Source organism: Neobacillus niacini NBRC 15566, assembly GCF_001591505.1.
Taxonomy (GTDB): domain Bacteria; phylum Bacillota; class Bacilli; order Bacillales; family Cytobacillaceae; genus Neobacillus; species Neobacillus niacini.
Map to the genome: position 1 here is coordinate 22,654 of NZ_BCVA01000050.1, position 17,346 is coordinate 39,999.

At 35.7% G+C, this 17,346-nt stretch carries 15 protein-coding genes and 1 pseudogene; 4 read left to right on the forward strand and 12 right to left on the reverse strand.

Annotated features, from left to right (window positions below; translation table 11 throughout):
• Positions 1 to 622 precede the first annotated feature (622 nt).
• The 4 genes from BANA01_RS24520 to BANA01_RS24535 are packed head-to-tail and all read right to left on the reverse strand — an operon-like array spanning position 623 to position 8,288.
• Positions 623 to 4,966: a coiled-coil domain-containing protein gene (locus BANA01_RS24520; RefSeq protein ID WP_063255060.1), complete on the reverse strand. Its 4,344-nt coding sequence runs from the start codon at positions 4,964 to 4,966 to the stop codon at positions 623 to 625.
• Entirely contained in the window at positions 4,950 to 5,705 is a 756-nt protein-coding gene (locus BANA01_RS24525) for a DUF6063 family protein (protein WP_063255061.1), read from the reverse strand. The genes BANA01_RS24520 and BANA01_RS24525 overlap by 17 nt, the downstream gene beginning before the upstream one ends.
• Positions 5,702 to 7,267: a hypothetical protein gene (locus BANA01_RS24530; RefSeq protein ID WP_063255062.1), complete on the reverse strand. Its 1,566-nt coding sequence runs from the start codon at positions 7,265 to 7,267 to the stop codon at positions 5,702 to 5,704. Before BANA01_RS24530 ends, BANA01_RS24525 begins: the two co-directional genes overlap by 4 nt.
• The gene (locus BANA01_RS24535) at positions 7,245 to 8,288 is read right to left on the reverse strand and encodes a Wadjet anti-phage system protein JetD domain-containing protein (RefSeq protein ID WP_063255063.1); all 1,044 of its coding nucleotides are present in this window, start codon (positions 8,286 to 8,288) and stop codon (positions 7,245 to 7,247) included. The genes BANA01_RS24530 and BANA01_RS24535 overlap by 23 nt, the downstream gene beginning before the upstream one ends.
• A 204-nt stretch (positions 8,289 to 8,492) precedes the next feature.
• On the opposite strand from BANA01_RS24535, the pseudogene BANA01_RS30825 reads away from it, so the two are divergent.
• A pseudogene (locus BANA01_RS30825) lies at positions 8,493 to 8,714 on the forward strand (DUF6980 family protein).
• A 233-nt stretch (positions 8,715 to 8,947) separates the two neighbouring features.
• Here the strand turns inward: BANA01_RS30825 and BANA01_RS29720 are convergent.
• Positions 8,948 to 9,100, reverse strand: coding sequence for a hypothetical protein (locus BANA01_RS29720; RefSeq protein ID WP_157411885.1), 153 nt, complete (start codon positions 9,098 to 9,100; stop codon positions 8,948 to 8,950).
• Positions 9,101 to 9,260: 160 nt separating this feature from the next.
• On the opposite strand from BANA01_RS29720, the gene BANA01_RS24540 reads away from it, so the two are divergent.
• The 3 genes from BANA01_RS24540 to BANA01_RS24550 all read left to right on the forward strand — a co-directional run bounded on the left by BANA01_RS24540 (position 9,261) and on the right by BANA01_RS24550 (position 11,957).
• Entirely contained in the window at positions 9,261 to 9,455 is a 195-nt protein-coding gene (locus BANA01_RS24540) for a hypothetical protein (RefSeq protein ID WP_063255064.1), read from the forward strand.
• A gap of 478 nt (positions 9,456 to 9,933) precedes the next feature.
• On the forward strand, positions 9,934 to 11,514 hold the full coding sequence (locus BANA01_RS24545) for an RNA-dependent RNA polymerase family protein (protein WP_063255065.1): 1,581 nt from the start codon (positions 9,934 to 9,936) through the stop codon (positions 11,512 to 11,514).
• Between the two features lie 254 nt (positions 11,515 to 11,768).
• Entirely contained in the window at positions 11,769 to 11,957 is a 189-nt protein-coding gene (locus BANA01_RS24550; protein ID WP_063255066.1) for a hypothetical protein, read from the forward strand.
• Positions 11,958 to 12,764: 807 nt separating this feature from the next.
• Here BANA01_RS24550 and BANA01_RS24555 read toward each other — a convergent pair.
• From BANA01_RS24555 to BANA01_RS24585, 7 genes are all read right to left on the reverse strand, one after another.
• Positions 12,765 to 13,379, reverse strand: a complete 615-nt coding sequence (locus BANA01_RS24555) for a hypothetical protein (protein ID WP_063255068.1) — start codon at positions 13,377 to 13,379, stop codon at positions 12,765 to 12,767.
• A gap of 23 nt (positions 13,380 to 13,402) precedes the next feature.
• Entirely contained in the window at positions 13,403 to 13,807 is a 405-nt protein-coding gene (locus BANA01_RS24560; RefSeq protein ID WP_157411886.1) for a hypothetical protein, read from the reverse strand.
• 220 nt (positions 13,808 to 14,027) lie between these two features.
• Entirely contained in the window at positions 14,028 to 14,702 is a 675-nt protein-coding gene (locus tag BANA01_RS24565) for a hypothetical protein (protein WP_063255071.1), read from the reverse strand.
• Between the two features lie 107 nt (positions 14,703 to 14,809).
• On the reverse strand, positions 14,810 to 15,253 hold the full coding sequence (locus BANA01_RS24570; RefSeq protein WP_063255073.1) for a hypothetical protein: 444 nt from the start codon (positions 15,251 to 15,253) through the stop codon (positions 14,810 to 14,812).
• Between the two features lie 365 nt (positions 15,254 to 15,618).
• Positions 15,619 to 16,284, reverse strand: a complete 666-nt coding sequence (locus BANA01_RS24575; RefSeq protein ID WP_063255074.1) for an HAD family hydrolase — start codon at positions 16,282 to 16,284, stop codon at positions 15,619 to 15,621.
• A 253-nt stretch (positions 16,285 to 16,537) separates the two neighbouring features.
• A complete protein-coding gene (locus BANA01_RS24580) occupies positions 16,538 to 16,885 on the reverse strand; it encodes a hypothetical protein (protein WP_063255076.1) in 348 nt (115 codons plus the stop codon).
• Between the two features lie 355 nt (positions 16,886 to 17,240).
• Positions 17,241 to 17,346, reverse strand: a 106-nt coding sequence (locus tag BANA01_RS24585) for a cold-shock protein (RefSeq protein WP_169803742.1), incomplete at its 5' end; no start/stop codon positions are given.

Sequence of the window (17,346 nt, forward strand, 5' to 3'; positions counted from 1 at the left end):
GCTTCAAAGCCATTATATCTATTTTTTTCATTATAGTAATCTACATCATCTCTACTAACAATAATAAAAAATAACTTTTCTTCATAATCTTTATCTTAGATGGCAAAGAATCATCCAATATTTTTGATATTTTGCTAATATCCATAACCCTTTCGCACCATAGCCCAGTCCAATCAAAACGACTACAAACCCTCCAGCGTATCGCACATTTATAGACTCCTCCGTATTTTGTACTTTTATTTTACTTCCAATCGGCAATATTGTTAATACATTCCACGCTTTGATTTTTATAAGCCTGAATGACTGCCAATTGCTGCCGGGTTCCAAAAGTTAGTGGCAGTATTCAATCTATTAAAATATGCTTCAACAGCCGTGCAGCTCGGAATATAGGCTAACTATAGTCAAGCACAACTCAAAACCTCTACCGACGAATATGGAAACACACAAAAGGCCGCCAAAATAGGCAGCCCTGTGCGGAAATTCGAAAAGAATCTGGAAAAACTTCGATGAAAGAGAAAGCCACTAGAAGAGCCTTCCTCTGAGCTATATTATGCTAACTTTTTTTCTTTTTATATTTTTTTAGAACAAGGGTCCCAGTTTTTTCTTATTCCCCTTTACAGCCTTAATATGATTTCACAAAAAAGATGGTGTCAAGTTCGGCCATTGAAGTATCCTTATGTTTCTCTTCTGTGCTTAGCAGCAGTCGTCCTCTTTGCTCGACGTATTGGTTGCTGATGACTGTCTCAAATTCCCTTTGGATGGCTTTCTCTTTAATGCCGGTAAAACAGAATAATTGCGTGTTGGTTTTGTTCGCAAGGGATACCATCGGTTTTACCACAAAGTCAGCACTGGCCTTACCAAATGGATTATCCAAGATTATAAATTTCCAAGCATTTTCCTTTGCATATCGTTTTTTCCGCAAGTGGTTAATTAAAGCGATAAACAAGGAAATCTGGGTGGCGTGTTTTTCCCCACCGCTCCACTTGCATACCTCGTCCCAGGTGTAATAATCATTTTTATTGAGCAACTCATTCCGATGCTTCAATGTTTTGATGATACAACGGGTTGTTTCTGCATAGCAGTTGAGGATATCCACCATATTGACCCGCTTTTCAAACAGTTCATCCATCTCTTTTACAGGAGCATTCCGCTCATTCATTCCTACGAGGTCCTCAAGTAACCGTTGGATAAACCGGTCTATTTCCATCTTCGCTTCCTCAATGGATTTTTTATGCCAACTGATTTGGAACAGAGAAGTAATTTCCCCTTTTTCCTCGATTTGAGAACTCTTTGCAATTTCCATAATGTTTTTATAAACCGTTACAGCACGGTCATACATCTGTTCCACCAATTCTCCGCTCCTCTGATCCAATTCAGCTTTTTGCAGCTCAATGCCCGCTTCTAACTCTTGAACATAGTTCATTAGATTTTCAAAGGTGCGGATGATTTCTTGATAATCTTCAATGGAACTGTCGAGTATTTTGGACAAATCAAAGGTTAACTGTAACAACTGGGTATTGTTGGTTTCACGGACATCTTCTTTGAGTTCGTCGATTTTTTTCAGTAATTCCGTTCTCTTAAGCTCCATTCCTGACTTGTGAACACCCATATCATCCCGAATGGTTCTGACATCCTGAATCGGTTTCTCCTGATTCCACTGTCCTTCCTCCAATAAATTTTGGGAGGCAGAAGCGATAAGCATATCTTTCGTCGTCTCCAAATCCTCAATTGCAGTCCGGTTACCGGATTGTTGCTTCAGCAATGCCGCCTGCCGTTCCATAGACCGACCTTCGTTTGATTTGGCCATTGCCAACTCGCTTTCATACAATTCTTTTTCCGCTTTGGCATCCGTCCCGTATGGGTAAATGCCCTTCTCCCCTAATAGCTCCGCACGTGTAAGATACTCGGTTTTTGCACTGGCTAGTTCTTTTCCTGAACCTTCCTTGCGATCCCTATCCTTTTCAAGCTGTTCTTCCAACCCAGAGATGTTATATTCAATCTGCTCCAACAAGTATGGGTCATATTCAAGCATCAATCTCTCCATTGATTCCACTGTAAATCCGTTTTTATGAATGTCTTCCTTTGCCCGTGTGACCAATTCGCTGTAATGGTTTTGGGTCGATTCCAGAATTTCCAGATGTCTACTGTCTGAACTGTATTGTTCTCTAAACGCTTTATACCTTTCAAGTGTATCCTTATACTCCACTTCTGTCGCAGGCGTTGTCTCCTCGGCCTCTGCTATTTCATAATCCTCCAGGTCCCTCTTTAGAAGGATGAAACTTTTTTGAAGCTGGGTAATTTTCTCTTGAACCGCTCCCCTTGCTGATTCCCATTCTTGGGAAGTTTGGTTAAGAGCATTTTTTATTCCCCCTAATTCCTCGAGTTGTTTTGCTAGCTGTTCCAATTCTTTCCGAGCAGCGGGAATGGATTGATACCTTTTGATAAAATCCGATAATCTTCCCGTAGCCTCAGCCAACTTAATTCGAAGTTTCTCTTTTTCTTTTCTTTGGGATTCAGCATCCGAATAAGAAGCAGATTGAGCTTCTTTTTCTTTGTTGTGCTTCGTTTTTTCTTCCCCTAATTTTCGTAGGTCATCTCGCAAATCAGTTACCCGGCCTAGTAGGTCCTTGCGGGAATGAGGGGTATATTCCTTCCAAAAGTCTTTCAGGGTGTGTTCAAACAATTGCAGTTCCTGCAATTTCCCCTTTATTTCGTTCCGTTTGAAGTAAAGATCGCCCCACTTTTGTTCCAGATCCACCAAATAGGATTCCCAGTCTTCGGCCTTTAAGCGCGTATTGAAATGATGGAAGATGTGGGCGGATTCACTTAGCTGGAAGGTAGCGTCCTTTTCCGGTTCTATTTCCATCTGTGACTTGTTTATCAAAATGACCGGGATGGTCAACTCTTCTTTATAATGGCCTAGAGTGGTTTTCACTTTCGTTAGCTGCACGTCCTCAACCAGGATAGAAAATGGCAACAACGGGTTCTTCTTCAAGAGTTCTTTTTTCGAGGCATCATCCATTGTTGCTTTTGTAATCCACTCCACTCCGAGTAGTACCTCGATGTCTCTCTGAACCAGGTAATCTTTGACCCTCTCTAACTCTTGGTGAATATGGTATCCTTTGTTTTCAATGATGGCACGGATTTGTTCTATCTCATCCATTTGAATGGATAACTGAATCGCTTCACCATCGTACTGACTCTTCAAGCGGTCTAACCTGATTGCAATCAGATCCTTGTCTTCAAACAAGCTATTGCCTACTCGTACCGTGACATACTTATAGGTGCTATCAATTAAGAGTCTTTCTCTTTCAGAAAATGTGTCATAAGCAGTTTCCGCTTCATCCAAGTCTTTTCGCGACATTCTTTCATTCGCGTTGCATTGTTCCAATAGCCGGTCAAGCTCACTTATCCGATTCCTGCACTGTTCAGCTTGACCCTTATAATACTCCTCTTCCTTAACGACGGCACTTAGCTTTTCCTTTAAATGGTGGTGAGTGGCTTGTTCGTTCTCTTTCCAATCCTCAATCAATTCCTGTTTAAACCCTATAAGTTCTTTGTCATAGGTTTTTACTTGATGTTGAAGAACAGCCTTGTGTGTCCCCAGTTCATTCATTTTCTGATTGGTATCCGTTAAGCTATCCTGAACTTTTTTCCATTCCCGTTGTATTCGATTTTTTTCCTCATTTAAGTCCCGTTCCGTCTTTTGATTTTGCCGATACAAATGATAGAATTGGCGGGATAAGGTGTATCGAATGTTTCCTAATTCCTTTTGCCGTTCTCCTCCCTCGAGCCGCGCTGCCTCCAATTCACTTGACTTTTTGGCAAGCTTGGTTTGGTTCTTCTGATAATCCTCGTAGGCTCTTGCCGCCATCTGTTCTTTTTCCCTACGCTTTTCGCTTTCCAAATCCGCTCCTGACTTCACGAACGTCTCTTCGTCCTGTGCCGCTTTTTCTTTAGCTTCCTTATATTTCTTTTCAAGAAGGAACACATCATACGAACGAATTTTCCAATCCAGCTCCTCTTTCGTATCTGCCAGCCTTGTTAATTCGGAGGCAATGCCCTCTAATTCCAAGGCATTGGCTTTGGAACTTTCCAAAAGCGTGAAATACAGTCTGGATAATAGCGTTTGGGACTCAAACAGGGATTTTTTGAATGCATTGTAGTCTTTGCAAACCTGTATAATACCGCCGGCGTTATTATTGATCACTCCATAATCCTGCAGATTCTTCCTCATTTTAGGAAGTTCCATCAAACTATCCTTATATTCCCGGAAAGATTCTTTGAATGAATACCTTTCCTTTTCATCCGGATACAAGCTCTCCAGTACGGACGGGATTATGAGTTTTTCCAATAGCCTTTGGGTCGTATTGGCCTTACCAAAGAAGTCCGTCACCCCGCCCTCCGAACTGTTGACCAATGAGATATTTTTCCATTCGGTAGAAAGGATATTATAGGATTCCAATTCCTCTTGATAACGGGTGTTGGTGGGAGGTAGATTGATCCCTCTCGACTTTTTCAATTTTTCTCTTAGCACGTTGTAATTGGCCACTTTACGGTCGATGATAAAAGGCAAATCCTCTATCCGGTATGCCCCTTCAAAGTCATATTCAATGATGTAATTGAAATATTGGTATACATCCTTTGAATCGGCAGTTTTCTTCCCAGTATTTTCGAAGCAAAAGCCGGTCACAAAAGGAAAGCGCTGTTCATCGTCGTGCACCCATTCGGCCGCAATGTGAATGGTTTGGCCAACCGGAACCATTTCTTTCATACTTCTTTCGCCCATCTGATGGTTGGGCAAAATCAACTGGTGGATAAACTGGATGATGCTTGATTTTCCTCCGCCATTTTCCAATAAAAAGAGACTGCTCCCACCATACAGGTGAAAGATCTTATCGGTGATAATCTTATTCTTGTCATCTAATCGGATATTGGATAATCGCACTTTATTGACTCTCGGCATAATCAAGCACCCTCTCATTCACTTCATTCAACAGACTTTTTATTTCATTGATCCGGCTCTCTTGATGATAATAGTGGTCGATAATGTGTTTCATTTTTTCCGTCATTACAATTTCTTGTTCTTCCTTCACCACAAGCATTTTTTCTTTCTCCAGAAAGCCGAGCGCTTTTAATAAAAAACCATAATCCATCGTCCGCGCTTTCCTCAATTCTTTGACTTTATCCGTTACTTCTGAAAGGTTGTGCCATTCATTTAGCAAATAAGGGATATTCAATTCATATCGATATGCTAATTCCAGCTGTTCCTCTTCCGGAATCTGGTCAAATTTGCCCATCCATTCTTTGGCTTTGTTTAAAATATCGTCCACTTTCACAAAGGAACGGGTCTCCCCTGTCAGCAAAAATTGGTCGCCGTAAAACTCCGATATGACAAGCATCCAGATAAACTGTGCCAAGTACAATTCTTTATTGTCACGAAACTTCCCTTTTTCTCTGAGTTCCTCGTTTGTATAACTGAAAGCATCATTCTGTACTTCCGGAACAAAAAAGAGCGTTTCCTCCACTTTCACTATGATGGCCTGGTCGATCGGCAAAAACACACGTTGCAGGACTTCGCGAATATCCGGGTCTGAATACAAACGGTACAGATCGGCATCCTTCTTTTTCTGTATTTCCCCTTTGGTCATTAACTGTTGGTGCAACTGATAGGCTTTAAGCAGCACATCTTCTTCATAAATCATTCCATTTCATCCTTCCGTCTTATGACATAATCCGTGATGATGGTGCCGTCCAAAAAGGTATAGGTTTTGTCGGTTTCATACATCTCAAATTCCTGTATTTCAAGAAGACCTCGATGTTCTCTTGTCATCTCACACAATAACCGAGTTTCCCGGGTATCCCATATCAATTCTTCTTCGCTTATAAGTTCGAATTTTTTGTAATCACTTTGATGCAAGGCAATGCTGAGTTCCAAGAACCGTTGATGATGTTTTTCCTCCAAGTCGACATACGCCTTAAAATCGTTTTTTCTTAGACTCAATAAACCATCGGAAACGAAATAAAATTCCTTATCGAGTAAGGGAAGAAGTATAAATTTAAGGAGCTCCTTATCCAGTGTAAATTCTTGTTTTTCCCTCAATTCGGCATGTTGGGTTTGTTTTTGCGCCTCTTCTTCATCCAGCTCAATGATTTCTTCCTCCACATCTTCAGTCTTCCTTCGAATCGTTTGCGGAGCAAAAGCGAGGAGCGGATTATACGCCTTTGGCACTTTGATGGGCATTATAGGTTTTAAAATTTTCCCGATTTTTTCTTCTGTGATTTTTTTCTCAACCCAGTTTTCCAAAATCTCCTGTTCAAAATGAAAATGTCTCGAAAAGGCATTTTCTATTAATCTTTGAATGGAGTTAGTCAACGTGGTAAGCAGCCTGAATTTTTTTACGAACAACCTCTCGTGTCTCGGTGCAGCCTGCTGCAATAGCCTGTCTATTTCTAGAACAATATCATAGTTTTTGGTTCCCTTTTTATCCAATACACCGTTGATATAATTCATTTTGACCCGATCTACGTTTTCCTGCAGGTCGGCGATTTGTTCTCTTTCGTTTTTTGTTTGTTCATAGGATCGCTGAAGTCGTGTCTCCATTTCCTTTTGGTTAAAGGCAGATAGCACGTTTCGCTTAATCCTTTCCCCGTACTCATCCATCGCCCGGATTTGAGTGTCAATTTGGAACAACAACTCTTTCGCAATGCTTAAAACTTGTGAGTAAGCACCCTTTTCCAACTGTTGTTTAAAATATAATAAAGTAATAGAGATTTGCATCTCAGAAAAGTACTCTTTCGTTTTAAACAGTAATTCAATTCCTTTATCGGATAGGCGAAGTTTTACTTCTTTATTGGTGTGGTCGGCATAGGTCCAGTTGTCATATTCAATTAATTTAAACCGAACATATTGGATTTCTTTTTTCTGATAGTCCATATAGTCGTGGATAAAGTCTTGGCCGTTATTCCGCAGCTTTTCATCCACAATATAGTTTCTCAGTTCATTAATTTCCTCATGAGTATAGGCTTCCTGATACATCTCGTTCATTAATTGACTTAAAAACTGATTCAACTGTTCGTTCGTTACATTTCCACGTTCGGTTAGCATCTTCTCTAACATAAACAGTAAGACACCAAACCCTATTTCCATTAGGTCTAAATCTTTAAACTTTGGATTTTTGCCTTGGTTTAACTCATAGACCGGCAAGAAAAGCACTAAGTTTTGGAAGCGTTCATTCATCCCTTCAAACAGTTTTTTCAATTCCATCCGAAAGCCCCCTTAACACCTCTATACTTAATGACTCTTGCGGTATATATTGATCCTCTTTCAGGTAGCGTAGATAGGACTGTTGTTCCTCTTTATCAAAGTTGCTCAAAAAACGGGTAATGGCCTCCTCGTTCCATTCCTGCTCCTTCTTGACCTTGCCGTATTTTCTCCGTTTCCACATTTCCCTGTAAAATGAGGTCATTAGATTAATTTCCCTATCACACGATGACTGCACCCGGCAGAATATGCTGATGCCTGTTGGGTCAAAATCCCCGAAATAATAGATCGGTGTTTCCACCGGAACTTGCAATTCATCCATATAGTCTATGGAGCGGGTAATCTTGTTCCCTTCTCCGTACACCAACATAGAAAATCGAATTCCATTCCACGAATAAATTCCTTCTTGAAATAACTTTTTCAAGCTAAAAAAGGTGTCCTTGTTTTCCACGATTAAAATGGAGTTGTTTTCAGCCTGTGTTACGCTGTAGTAAAAAAAGGGTTCATACGTAAAGTAGCAGCATAAGTCCTGGTATGTGATGCCGATATTGGCTAGAATCCTTTTTCCTTTTTTGCTGAATAACAACTTTTCATCCCCAAACAATTGGTAGGACCGTTCATTTACAGACAATACCGGTTCACTTTTCCTTTTATTCGTCAGGAATTGGCTAATAGCCATCAATTGACTTTTTTCCTTTTTATATTGATCCGGCCTATTTAAATAATAGGTCATTGATATACTGGTATGATAATTGGTCAACATTTCGTCTTTCAGATTGTCATTTTTCGCCTTTTGTTTTATTTTTTCATATCGATTTAGAATACGGCTATCCATTGAATAGGATTTGGATGATTTTATTGGTTTTACTTTTCCTTCATCCACAAGTTCCAGAATGATATTAGCCATTTCTTTATAAAACAGGGGTGTTCTTAACCCCTCATTTTTCAAATATAATTCGAGCTCCATTACTTCAAATCGTAGTTTTTTTAAATTTGCTATATATTGTTCGATGGTTGTTTTCATCTTTGCCTTCCCTCCACCTTCCACATCTCCTCTAATGACTAATATGAGGATGTTTTTACAGGTAAATAACGAGCCTATGGATATATGGACCTAAATATATTCCAAATTTTCACACCCATACTACCAATTATAAACAATTGTTCTTCTGAATGCCCACATTTATCTGAGTGATTGTTTTGATAGAATAATTTATTAATAAAGAAAATCTATGTTGAATATGGGATAGTAATGCAAGATGCTAGTCGTACTTCAACTATCTATATCATTTATTGTCCTTGGTGTGGTACTAAGTGAAATAGCTCGAAAAGGAGATTATGGTTGGAGTCTCTAGAAAAATTAGGGTATAGTAATCCGTTTGGGCAAAATATACCCAAAAAACATATGTCTGGTGAGTGGTACAAGGATAAAAGTATATTATATAAATAATTTTTAATGATTTAATGGTTTTTAACTTAACTATTGAACTTCTAACAATATTTCAAGTTTGGGGGCAATGTTTATAGAGAACATCGAAATTTTTATTTTTGAGTTTGTGAAACGTAGTACTTAAACTAATAGGGCGTTTCTTAAATAAAGAGATACGCTCTTTTGACTACCGAAAGAAACTTAGAAAAATATAAATTTCTAGAGAAAAAAATGTGGTTGTAGCTTGTCCAACATTACATTTTCAAAGCAAGTAGGTACGAAATGCACCATATTATTTTTAAAAGATCAACCGAAATAATTTTCTGCTTATCTTGAGGAGTCCCACTTGCCAACATAGATTTTATTGCTGCCGAAAGCATTTTTGCAGTTTTTTGTTCATTTTTCATGATAAAGCTGCTAGATGAGAACAGGCGTTTGATATAATGGGTAATATAATATTTCGATTAAACCCATTATTGAACTAACGGGTAGCTTTAATAAACAACATGAGAGCTAAATAATCTCTTTTATATATAATAAGATCGTGTATCGAAGGGGGATTGAGATATGGCTAATACATATAAGCTGCAACTTAAAAATGGAGAAATAATGGTGTTTACATCAGATATGAACAAGCAGGAAATATACAGATTACCACAGTTTGCTAACCAGCATGAATTTTTTAGTTATTTTAAAGAAAAAGGAATCATACTTCATGGAATCGTTAAACCACCATTGGTGGATAGCAAAGAGAAAGAGTAATCGATTTGAAGAATACTATTATGATACCAAGGTGATTAATTATTTTGATTCTTCAACCTCTTGTTGAACTAACGGGGGCTTGAGTTGAAAATGGAGTTGTCGGCGGCAGCACTTATTTGACGTGATTGAGTTATTCAGAATTTATAAAGAGGTTTTGCCAATAGCGGGAATATCAATAAGCATTTTTACTTTTGCTTATTACATAGCTTTTCTTTATTATTTTCTTTGATAAATAATTAATCTACATTTTGATTTATGATAATAAAGGGGGACTCTTCAAAAAAGTCACCCCTTCACCAAGTTAGCTAATAATATAGATATCTTGAACATCAAAATAATAATCAATATCTTTTCCTAGGATATAAATATCCAGAGATTAGTAACCGGTGGCATCCAATACAAATAATTTCCTGATGAAGATACATATTCATCTTAATGATATAGTAATTATATCTTTTACTATTTTTTGGAGGTTTTTATGAACATAAACAATTTGTACAATTTTAAGAATCCCGTCAGGCATTTCTTGAACATAGGTGATGTGCGATTACATACAAATGTTGAAGATGTCGAAATAAGAGATTTAACTTGGACTCAACCAATTCAATTCCGAGTTAGGAAAGATGAAAGTGAGTACAGAAGATTAAAAATGCCAAATATCCTAAATTTCTTATGTGCTCTAAATAGGTTTAAGGATTCAACTAACTTTTTTGAATTTGAAGAGATAGACATAAGAAAACGATTAATTCCCAATACCGAAACAGGAGATTTTGCGACAGGTGTCTATGACGTACAACTAGAGAGCGACTTTGAAAAATTATGTGTATATGACAATCTACTTAAACTAGATATTAAAAGTTATTACGAGAGAATATATACGCATGATATTTCTTTTGAAAATGCTGGTGATGAAAATTTTCTTACCAATTTAAACGCAGGGAACACAAACGGATTGATAATGGGTAACTTTATCTCTCTATATTTTGCTGAAAAATACTTAAAAGATATAAGCGTTGATCTTCTCCGAATGTTTACTCAAGAAAATATTGATTGTGATTTTTCCTATTTCTCTGATGACTTTTACTTCTTCTGCAACATAAAAGATAATGAAAATGTAATTAGAATCTTCGATAGAATACTTGAGAAATATGATTTAGAGAGAAATGACGGTAAGATAGAGACGTGGACTTATCTAACATATAATGACTATAACTTGTCCGAAAAGTATTGGAAAAAGATAACTTCAGATTCTAAAAGGAGGTTTAATGAAGACCGACATGATAACATCTTATATTTCACGAATCAACTTATTTACCGCTTATCAAACCTTAAAGAATATAAATTAAAAAAGACTTTCCTGAACACGTTTTTTAAATCTACTTATTTTTATACTCTTGATACTACGAAGTTTAATATTGAGCCATACAATTTTCACCAACTTTGTTATATCTTTAAATTTTCACCCGAAACCATGTTATACTCCATAAATCGATTTAGGCAGTCCGCTCTGTTTAACAGTGACAACTTCAAGAAATTCCTATTTACGAGATTTAAGGAAATATTATCAACATCTTTTAACGATGAGCAATTGTACTACTACTATTCGATAAAGATGCTTGGTTTCAACGACATATTGGAAAACACTGTCGACATGGTAGTTGATTGTAATAATCAGTTACTTATTTCTTATTATCTAAAAGATAGAGTGTTCAATACAGAACATATAGAAAAATTAAAATTGAAGACTGATGAAAAATACTGGTTTCAAAACTACCATTTAATACTATACACTAATTTAATTGATGACCTAGAAAGTAGCATCAACAGGTACTTAATGCCTTCATATGCTATTAAAGATAGACAAAAAATCTGTTACACTAATTTCTACACGTTAAACCTAAACTCTGCAATCTCTCTAATAAAAGATATAGAGTTAGTTGTTGATAATATAGGAGATTACATGAGCTCCCTCATTGACGAACGTCATGAATTCTTTGGTGACCCATACGATCTTGAGGATGAGAATGAAGATGAAGTCCAGGAATACACCGAAGACTAACTTGATTATTGCGGATGAAGAGAGCCACTTGTGCGGAGTTTTGTGCCATTGATTGCGTAAGATAGAGCCACTGTTTGCGGATAGGAGAGCCAACAATATACTAAGAACAACCTCTTTTATAATAAGAATTGCGAATCTTTACCCCCTTGGTTTTTTATCTAGAGGGGTTTTTCGTTGTAAAAGACTTACATATTTAAGTAGTTCAGTGTAAACTGAAATTATGGTTGTCTGAATATTAAAAAAGGAGGGAACTTATGAAAAAGTATATTTGTAATGAGTGTGGAGGAGAATTTTCCAAAAATCAACTCGATTTAGAATTACTGGTAGATGGTGAGTCTTTCTGCAAAGGATGTGCTAGCAGCTTAATGGAAGCTGGAAGAGACTTTGTAGATCCTGATCATAATTTTGATTCGTATGAAGACTGGGACAAAAATGGACGTTAACTAAAATAACAGAAGTATTAAGAATAGACCTCAATTTATTTGGTTAAGATTTTTTGTTATTTCTTTGCTTACTATACTGGATGCTATAGTATATTCGCTTTCCGAAACAATCAATCTTTTTTTGAAAAAACAATCTTATATCTGCTCGATAAGAACCCATTTTGATCAATCTTTTGACAAATTGGGTTCTTATTACTTATTGTAGCATGTGTGTTTGGGACGTGCTTATGAACAAACCTCATTTATAAGCTACACAAGTGGCTCACTCACCCGCAGTCACTGGCTCTATTGTCCGCAAACGAGGGATTTAAACTCCGCACAACGGGCTCATTCTGTCCGCAATACTCAACTAACTCGACGAAGAATATTGATGAATAAACAAGAAAAGAAAACCGCTATTTAGCGAGTTTTCTTTGTTATATTCATTTTTCTAATTTCTTTTGAATAACTGTCAAATTCAAAGCAGTTCGTCTAAGAAATACTTTGCGTTTTAGTTGTTCGTAATGGTCAAAATATTGAAGGTCAATAAAAAGCAAAAATGGCTTGAGGTTTCCTCAGCCATTTTTATATTCTAAATTGTTGCACGATGCTTTTATCCTCCATACGGATCAAAAAACGGTTCTTTTTAATGGTCTTTTTTATTTTCCTTTCTGCAGTATTATACTCCAGACAAACAAACGCGCTGCTATTTGTCGTGTAAATCTAAAGAAGATCATATCATTAACCACGTCGAAGTAGTCATCTGTTTACGCAATCCAGGACGCTAGGATAGGTATTAAACAAAATCTTAAATACTAATTTAGTTTTCTATAGGTAAAGTAAAATATTACTATATTTCTTAGATTTTTTTAATCGATCTATAACGAAAAACCTGAGATTATTTGCCGAGTATAACCCTTGATCTACTTCAGAGTGCGTTGGGTCGTAACCTGCATGTATTATTTTATTTCTTAATTCATAACACCTTTTATACCAACTTCCTATTTCTTTGCGATTATTAGAAATGTCCCAAGAACCCCCAATTCTTTTTGAGAATTCCCTTTTAACCATTGTTAAAAAACTAGTCTCAGATTGAATCCGCTCCACTTCTTGTACCGAGTGTCCCTCTAGTTTTAAAAATTCGGAAAATAGTGTTCTAAGTAAAGTTTCGACACTTGATTGAGCATGTAGTATGCATTCTTTATAAAATCCATTAATATAGCTTCTCTTAGCATTTAGCATAAGTTCTTCTGTAAGAACAAACGGGTTTTCATTGTTTTTAATTCTATGAGCAAACTGTATTATTTTACTATTAGTTTCATGACTAATCAGCTCCTTCTCATAAACTAAGTTCATATGGAGCATAAGAAGTCCTGTACTAACTTCTTCAAATTTGTTATTACTTAACTTAATTAACCGGTATAAGCTGACAGGCTCTAACATTTCTCTTGATACTTTATAAATTCCTATATCTTTTTGTTTATTTGTATTGCAGTTATGTAAAAATTCAAGGTTTCTAATAATAAGTTAAATACATTGGATAATTCAAATTCGGACAACAAATAGTAGTATTTTTCAGAAAAAAATGTCATTTCTACTCTGGTAGAAAAATATCTAAATGATTGTCCAGTTTCTTCGAGATCTCCTGCTGTATACTTCTTTTCCTGCTCAATATGGCTAAAAAAGTAACTTAAAATATAATTATCCTCTTTGAACGAAACAATCGAACAATCCGGCAACGGAAGCTGAAAAGGTAGGATGATACCAAACTGTATAGCATTTCTTATATTTTTATATTGATAAATCAGTTGCTTGAAGTTACTTTCGTAAGTTTCTTGATTTAAAAAGAATGAATTTTCCGTCTTATCCATGAAACTTATCATCCCTCGAACAAAAATTATCGGATATATAATAAAAAAATAAAAAAGAGGAAAAGCCTCTTTTGACAATGGGTGGTAAACTAGCATTTTTGATCTTGTAATTTTTTCCTCCCATTAGATAAAATAACCCCTTCGTTTAACAGAACCGATTTGGACAACCTCTCAATAAAATTAATTATTAAATATACTGTTTATGTGTTTAACTATGAACTTACTTTAGACTATTTAGTAATTGTAACTTCTTGTCGCCCTTTTTCGTCGGATAAGACTTATATTTCTTTTTAATATGATCCCATCGATTATATTTTAGATTTCCAAATCCAGAATTTATAATTCTATCTAATAATCTTTGAAAATCTGTTCTCTTATTGGAATCCAGATTATCGATTTGATGGTATAGAATTGTCCAATTTAATACCGCATCTCGCCATTTTACCTCGTCTTGATTGATAGAGAATATGTATTTAGGTGGCTTAATATTATTTTTCTTAAAACTGTTTTTTAAATGGATAGGCATCTTTTGCTCATCTGTTCCACATGCTGATATTGCTAAGAAAAAATCTTTGCTATAATCCATGCTAAATATAGGTGTTAAACTTTCTGAAATTTCTTCCCACGACAAGTCATCCTTTCCAAATAATACACCATCCTCATTACCGTGGGAACTGATGTGAATACATATTGGCTTATCTTTATTTTCATTTCGTCCAATTTCATCAATTGAAGAGATATAATTGCAGATAGTAGTGAATTCATCTTTAGATTTCGCAAAAAAAGTAACAACTTCATGCCCCATCATTTTGCAAATTTGCTCAAGAGTTTTTCTTTCAGATAATCCGTCCATTAAGTCTAGTGGGCTAGCAGACTCTATTACAAATACTCTCATATTCGCATCCCCTATTTAAAAATAATTAAATTATAGCATAAACTGGAAATTCAAAGCACATTTCATACACAATGCCTATGCATTTTGCTTATTATTATCCAACACCTTCAATTCCTTGATATTTTATTGTCTACTAGCACACCCTTTAAGTGGTCCTCAGTAAGTGGGTCTGTATAAGGACAAACATATGATAAAAATACTGTTCCATCGATACCAAGTTTCAAAAATTGTTGATTGTAATACCATCCAAACTGCTGTATAAACTTTCCTCCATACATTTCATGGCAAAATCTTAAAGTTGGGATAGCAAGCTGACAACGATGACAAACACCATTAACAAACGTAATTTCTGCTAATGGGTTATCTGGATTTTTCATTGACCTTTCAGCAATTGCTTTAGGTAACTTATAACTATCCAGTGGTGCCATTCTTAATGGGTCTGAATTCATTGTTTGTTCTTTAATTGACTTTAATACTAAATAATAATCTACTGCCGCCTTTAGAACAGGAGCATAAGACTGGTTCTGAGTTATTTTCTTTTGAAAAAGCAAAGAAAGCCCCTCCACCAGGATAATGAACAAATGGATAGGGTAATTTCTCTTCGAAAACAATAGGAGAATCTATAGCTACTTTGTTATTACCTCGTTTTTGTCTGGTACTCATTTAATCCTCGTCTCACTCCTAGTGGAAAACATTAAGAAATCCCATTGATTTTATATTTATTTTATTACTTTCGTCTATATTTTTGTATATTTTCATAAATCTGTTCGTGGGTAACCATTTATTTTGATTCATTTAGCCGATATTAGAAAAATCACAAATATAAGCGCTAATTCTTAAAATAAGCGTTAATCCAAAAATAAGCGTTAATCCTTCTTGAATCAACGCACCTGTTAGCTGAATAAGTTAATACTATTTATTTCACTTTACTGCCCATCAGAATATCTTTTAACTGATTAACACTTTTGACAATATAAGTAGGGTTGGAATGACTTAATTCTTCAAATGAACCATACCCATAAGTAACTCCAATAGAGTCAATTCCAGTATTAATTGCCCCAATAATATCGTGTTTTCTGTCTCCAATCATGATAAAGTCACCAAGTTTATGTTCAGTATATTTCTCTAGTATGTATTGAATGATTTCAGTTTTTGACGCTCTTGTTCCATCAAGGTTACTTCCTACAATAAGTTCAAAATACTGGTCAATATTAAAATGCTTTAGTATTTGTTCAGCGAAAACAGTAGGCTTAGAAGTAGCAACAACTAAAGTAAATCCTTGTTCTTTTAACGATTTTAATAAAAAGGGAATATTTGAATATAACTCATTTTCAAACATTCCTTTTTCCTTAAACCTCTCCCTATATAAATCTATTGCTCTTTGTGTATTTGTCTCATCAAAATTGTAATATTCAGCAAATGACATTTGTAATGGTGGTCCAATAAAACATTCTAGTTTATCAATATCAGGCTCAACAATGTCCATTTTATGTAACGCATATTGAACGGATTTAGTTATTCCCACCTTCGGGTCTGAAAGTGTTCCGTCTAAATCAAATAAAATTACTTTATATTTATCCATATGAAACTCCCTTCTAGTAACAGTTAGTTAAACTGATCTTACCATAAGAAAAACAAATAAGTTCCAATTTTTATTCAACTATCCTGCCCGTTACTTCAATAGAAAAAAGCTACCCCTGGTTATTGAGGAATCGCACCCATTAGCTGAAGAAGCACATTATAATTTTTCGATAGAAAAAACTAAATCAGTAAAGTCAGTTTGAAAACCATAATATTACATTTATAAATTAAAATACCATCGTCCTGTTCATTCACTAACATACCGAGGTATATCCTTGTGACTGCCTTCCATTGCCCTTATCCCAAATATTATAAACACTTAAATTACCATCTTTACTAAAGCAATTACAAACCACTTCTTTTGGTGCTGTATCTTCCCAAAGCGAAACACCTGGAAATACTTCATCACTTAATTCTGGGATTACGATTCCTTCGTCAGTTCGCAACCATAATCCCTGTCTATGAAGGGAACTTTTGCTAATAAACCTTACCCTTATTAGTTGCTCATTCTTTATGTTTTGTACATCCCAAAGGACTACATTTTCTAAACCTTTTTCATAAAATGCATCATTATATATTCTTTTTCTTCCAATATCCATCATATAATCACCACTTATACTTTGTCATAAAGGATTAAATTCGCCGTATATAAACTCTATTCCTTCTTCCACTAATCTGCTTCGTTAGTCCAATAAGAAAAGGCGGCCGCAACAGCAAATCCACATAAATTCAAGCACCCTCTTAATTGAATTACACCAAAAAGGATTGAAACTTTTAGCCACTCTAAAATTTTCATTCAAAGGTAATTAGGAGAATTCGTGATTATGTGATACACTTTGTTTACCATTTGATTTACTGTTTACATGTGCCCTACTCATTCGTGAGTAGGGTTCCTTGCTTTTAAGATAAATAAAAAAACAGACTCTATAAAGAGCCTGCTTGAGTTTAGTTTTATTATTAAGCTTTACGCACGTTTGCTGCTTGAGCTCCACGTTGACCTTGCTCAACGTCAAAAGTAACTGCTTGACCTTCGTCTAAAGATTTGAAACCTTCGCCTTGGATA

What these genes read in the sequence shown, in the direction of transcription:
- BANA01_RS24520 (WP_063255060.1), bottom strand. Translation starts at nt 4,966, where the DNA reads ATGCCGAGAGTCAATAAAGTGCGATTATCCAATATCCGATTAGATGAC.
- BANA01_RS24525 (WP_063255061.1), bottom strand. Translation starts at nt 5,705, where the DNA reads ATGATTTATGAAGAAGATGTGCTGCTTAAAGCCTATCAGTTGCACCAA.
- BANA01_RS24530 (WP_063255062.1), bottom strand. Translation starts at nt 7,267, where the DNA reads ATGGAATTGAAAAAACTGTTTGAAGGGATGAATGAACGCTTCCAAAAC.
- BANA01_RS24535 (WP_063255063.1), bottom strand. Translation starts at nt 8,288, where the DNA reads ATGAAAACAACCATCGAACAATATATAGCAAATTTAAAAAAACTACGA.
- BANA01_RS29720 (WP_157411885.1), bottom strand. Translation starts at nt 9,100, where the DNA reads ATGAAAAATGAACAAAAAACTGCAAAAATGCTTTCGGCAGCAATAAAA.
- BANA01_RS24540 (WP_063255064.1), top strand. Translation starts at nt 9,261, where the DNA reads ATGGCTAATACATATAAGCTGCAACTTAAAAATGGAGAAATAATGGTG.
- BANA01_RS24545 (WP_063255065.1), top strand. Translation starts at nt 9,934, where the DNA reads ATGAACATAAACAATTTGTACAATTTTAAGAATCCCGTCAGGCATTTC.
- BANA01_RS24550 (WP_063255066.1), top strand. Translation starts at nt 11,769, where the DNA reads ATGAAAAAGTATATTTGTAATGAGTGTGGAGGAGAATTTTCCAAAAAT.
- BANA01_RS24555 (WP_063255068.1), bottom strand. Translation starts at nt 13,379, where the DNA reads ATGTTAGAGCCTGTCAGCTTATACCGGTTAATTAAGTTAAGTAATAAC.
- BANA01_RS24560 (WP_157411886.1), bottom strand. Translation starts at nt 13,807, where the DNA reads ATGGATAAGACGGAAAATTCATTCTTTTTAAATCAAGAAACTTACGAA.
- BANA01_RS24565 (WP_063255071.1), bottom strand. Translation starts at nt 14,702, where the DNA reads ATGAGAGTATTTGTAATAGAGTCTGCTAGCCCACTAGACTTAATGGAC.
- BANA01_RS24575 (WP_063255074.1), bottom strand. Translation starts at nt 16,284, where the DNA reads ATGGATAAATATAAAGTAATTTTATTTGATTTAGACGGAACACTTTCA.
- BANA01_RS24580 (WP_063255076.1), bottom strand. Translation starts at nt 16,885, where the DNA reads ATGATGGATATTGGAAGAAAAAGAATATATAATGATGCATTTTATGAA.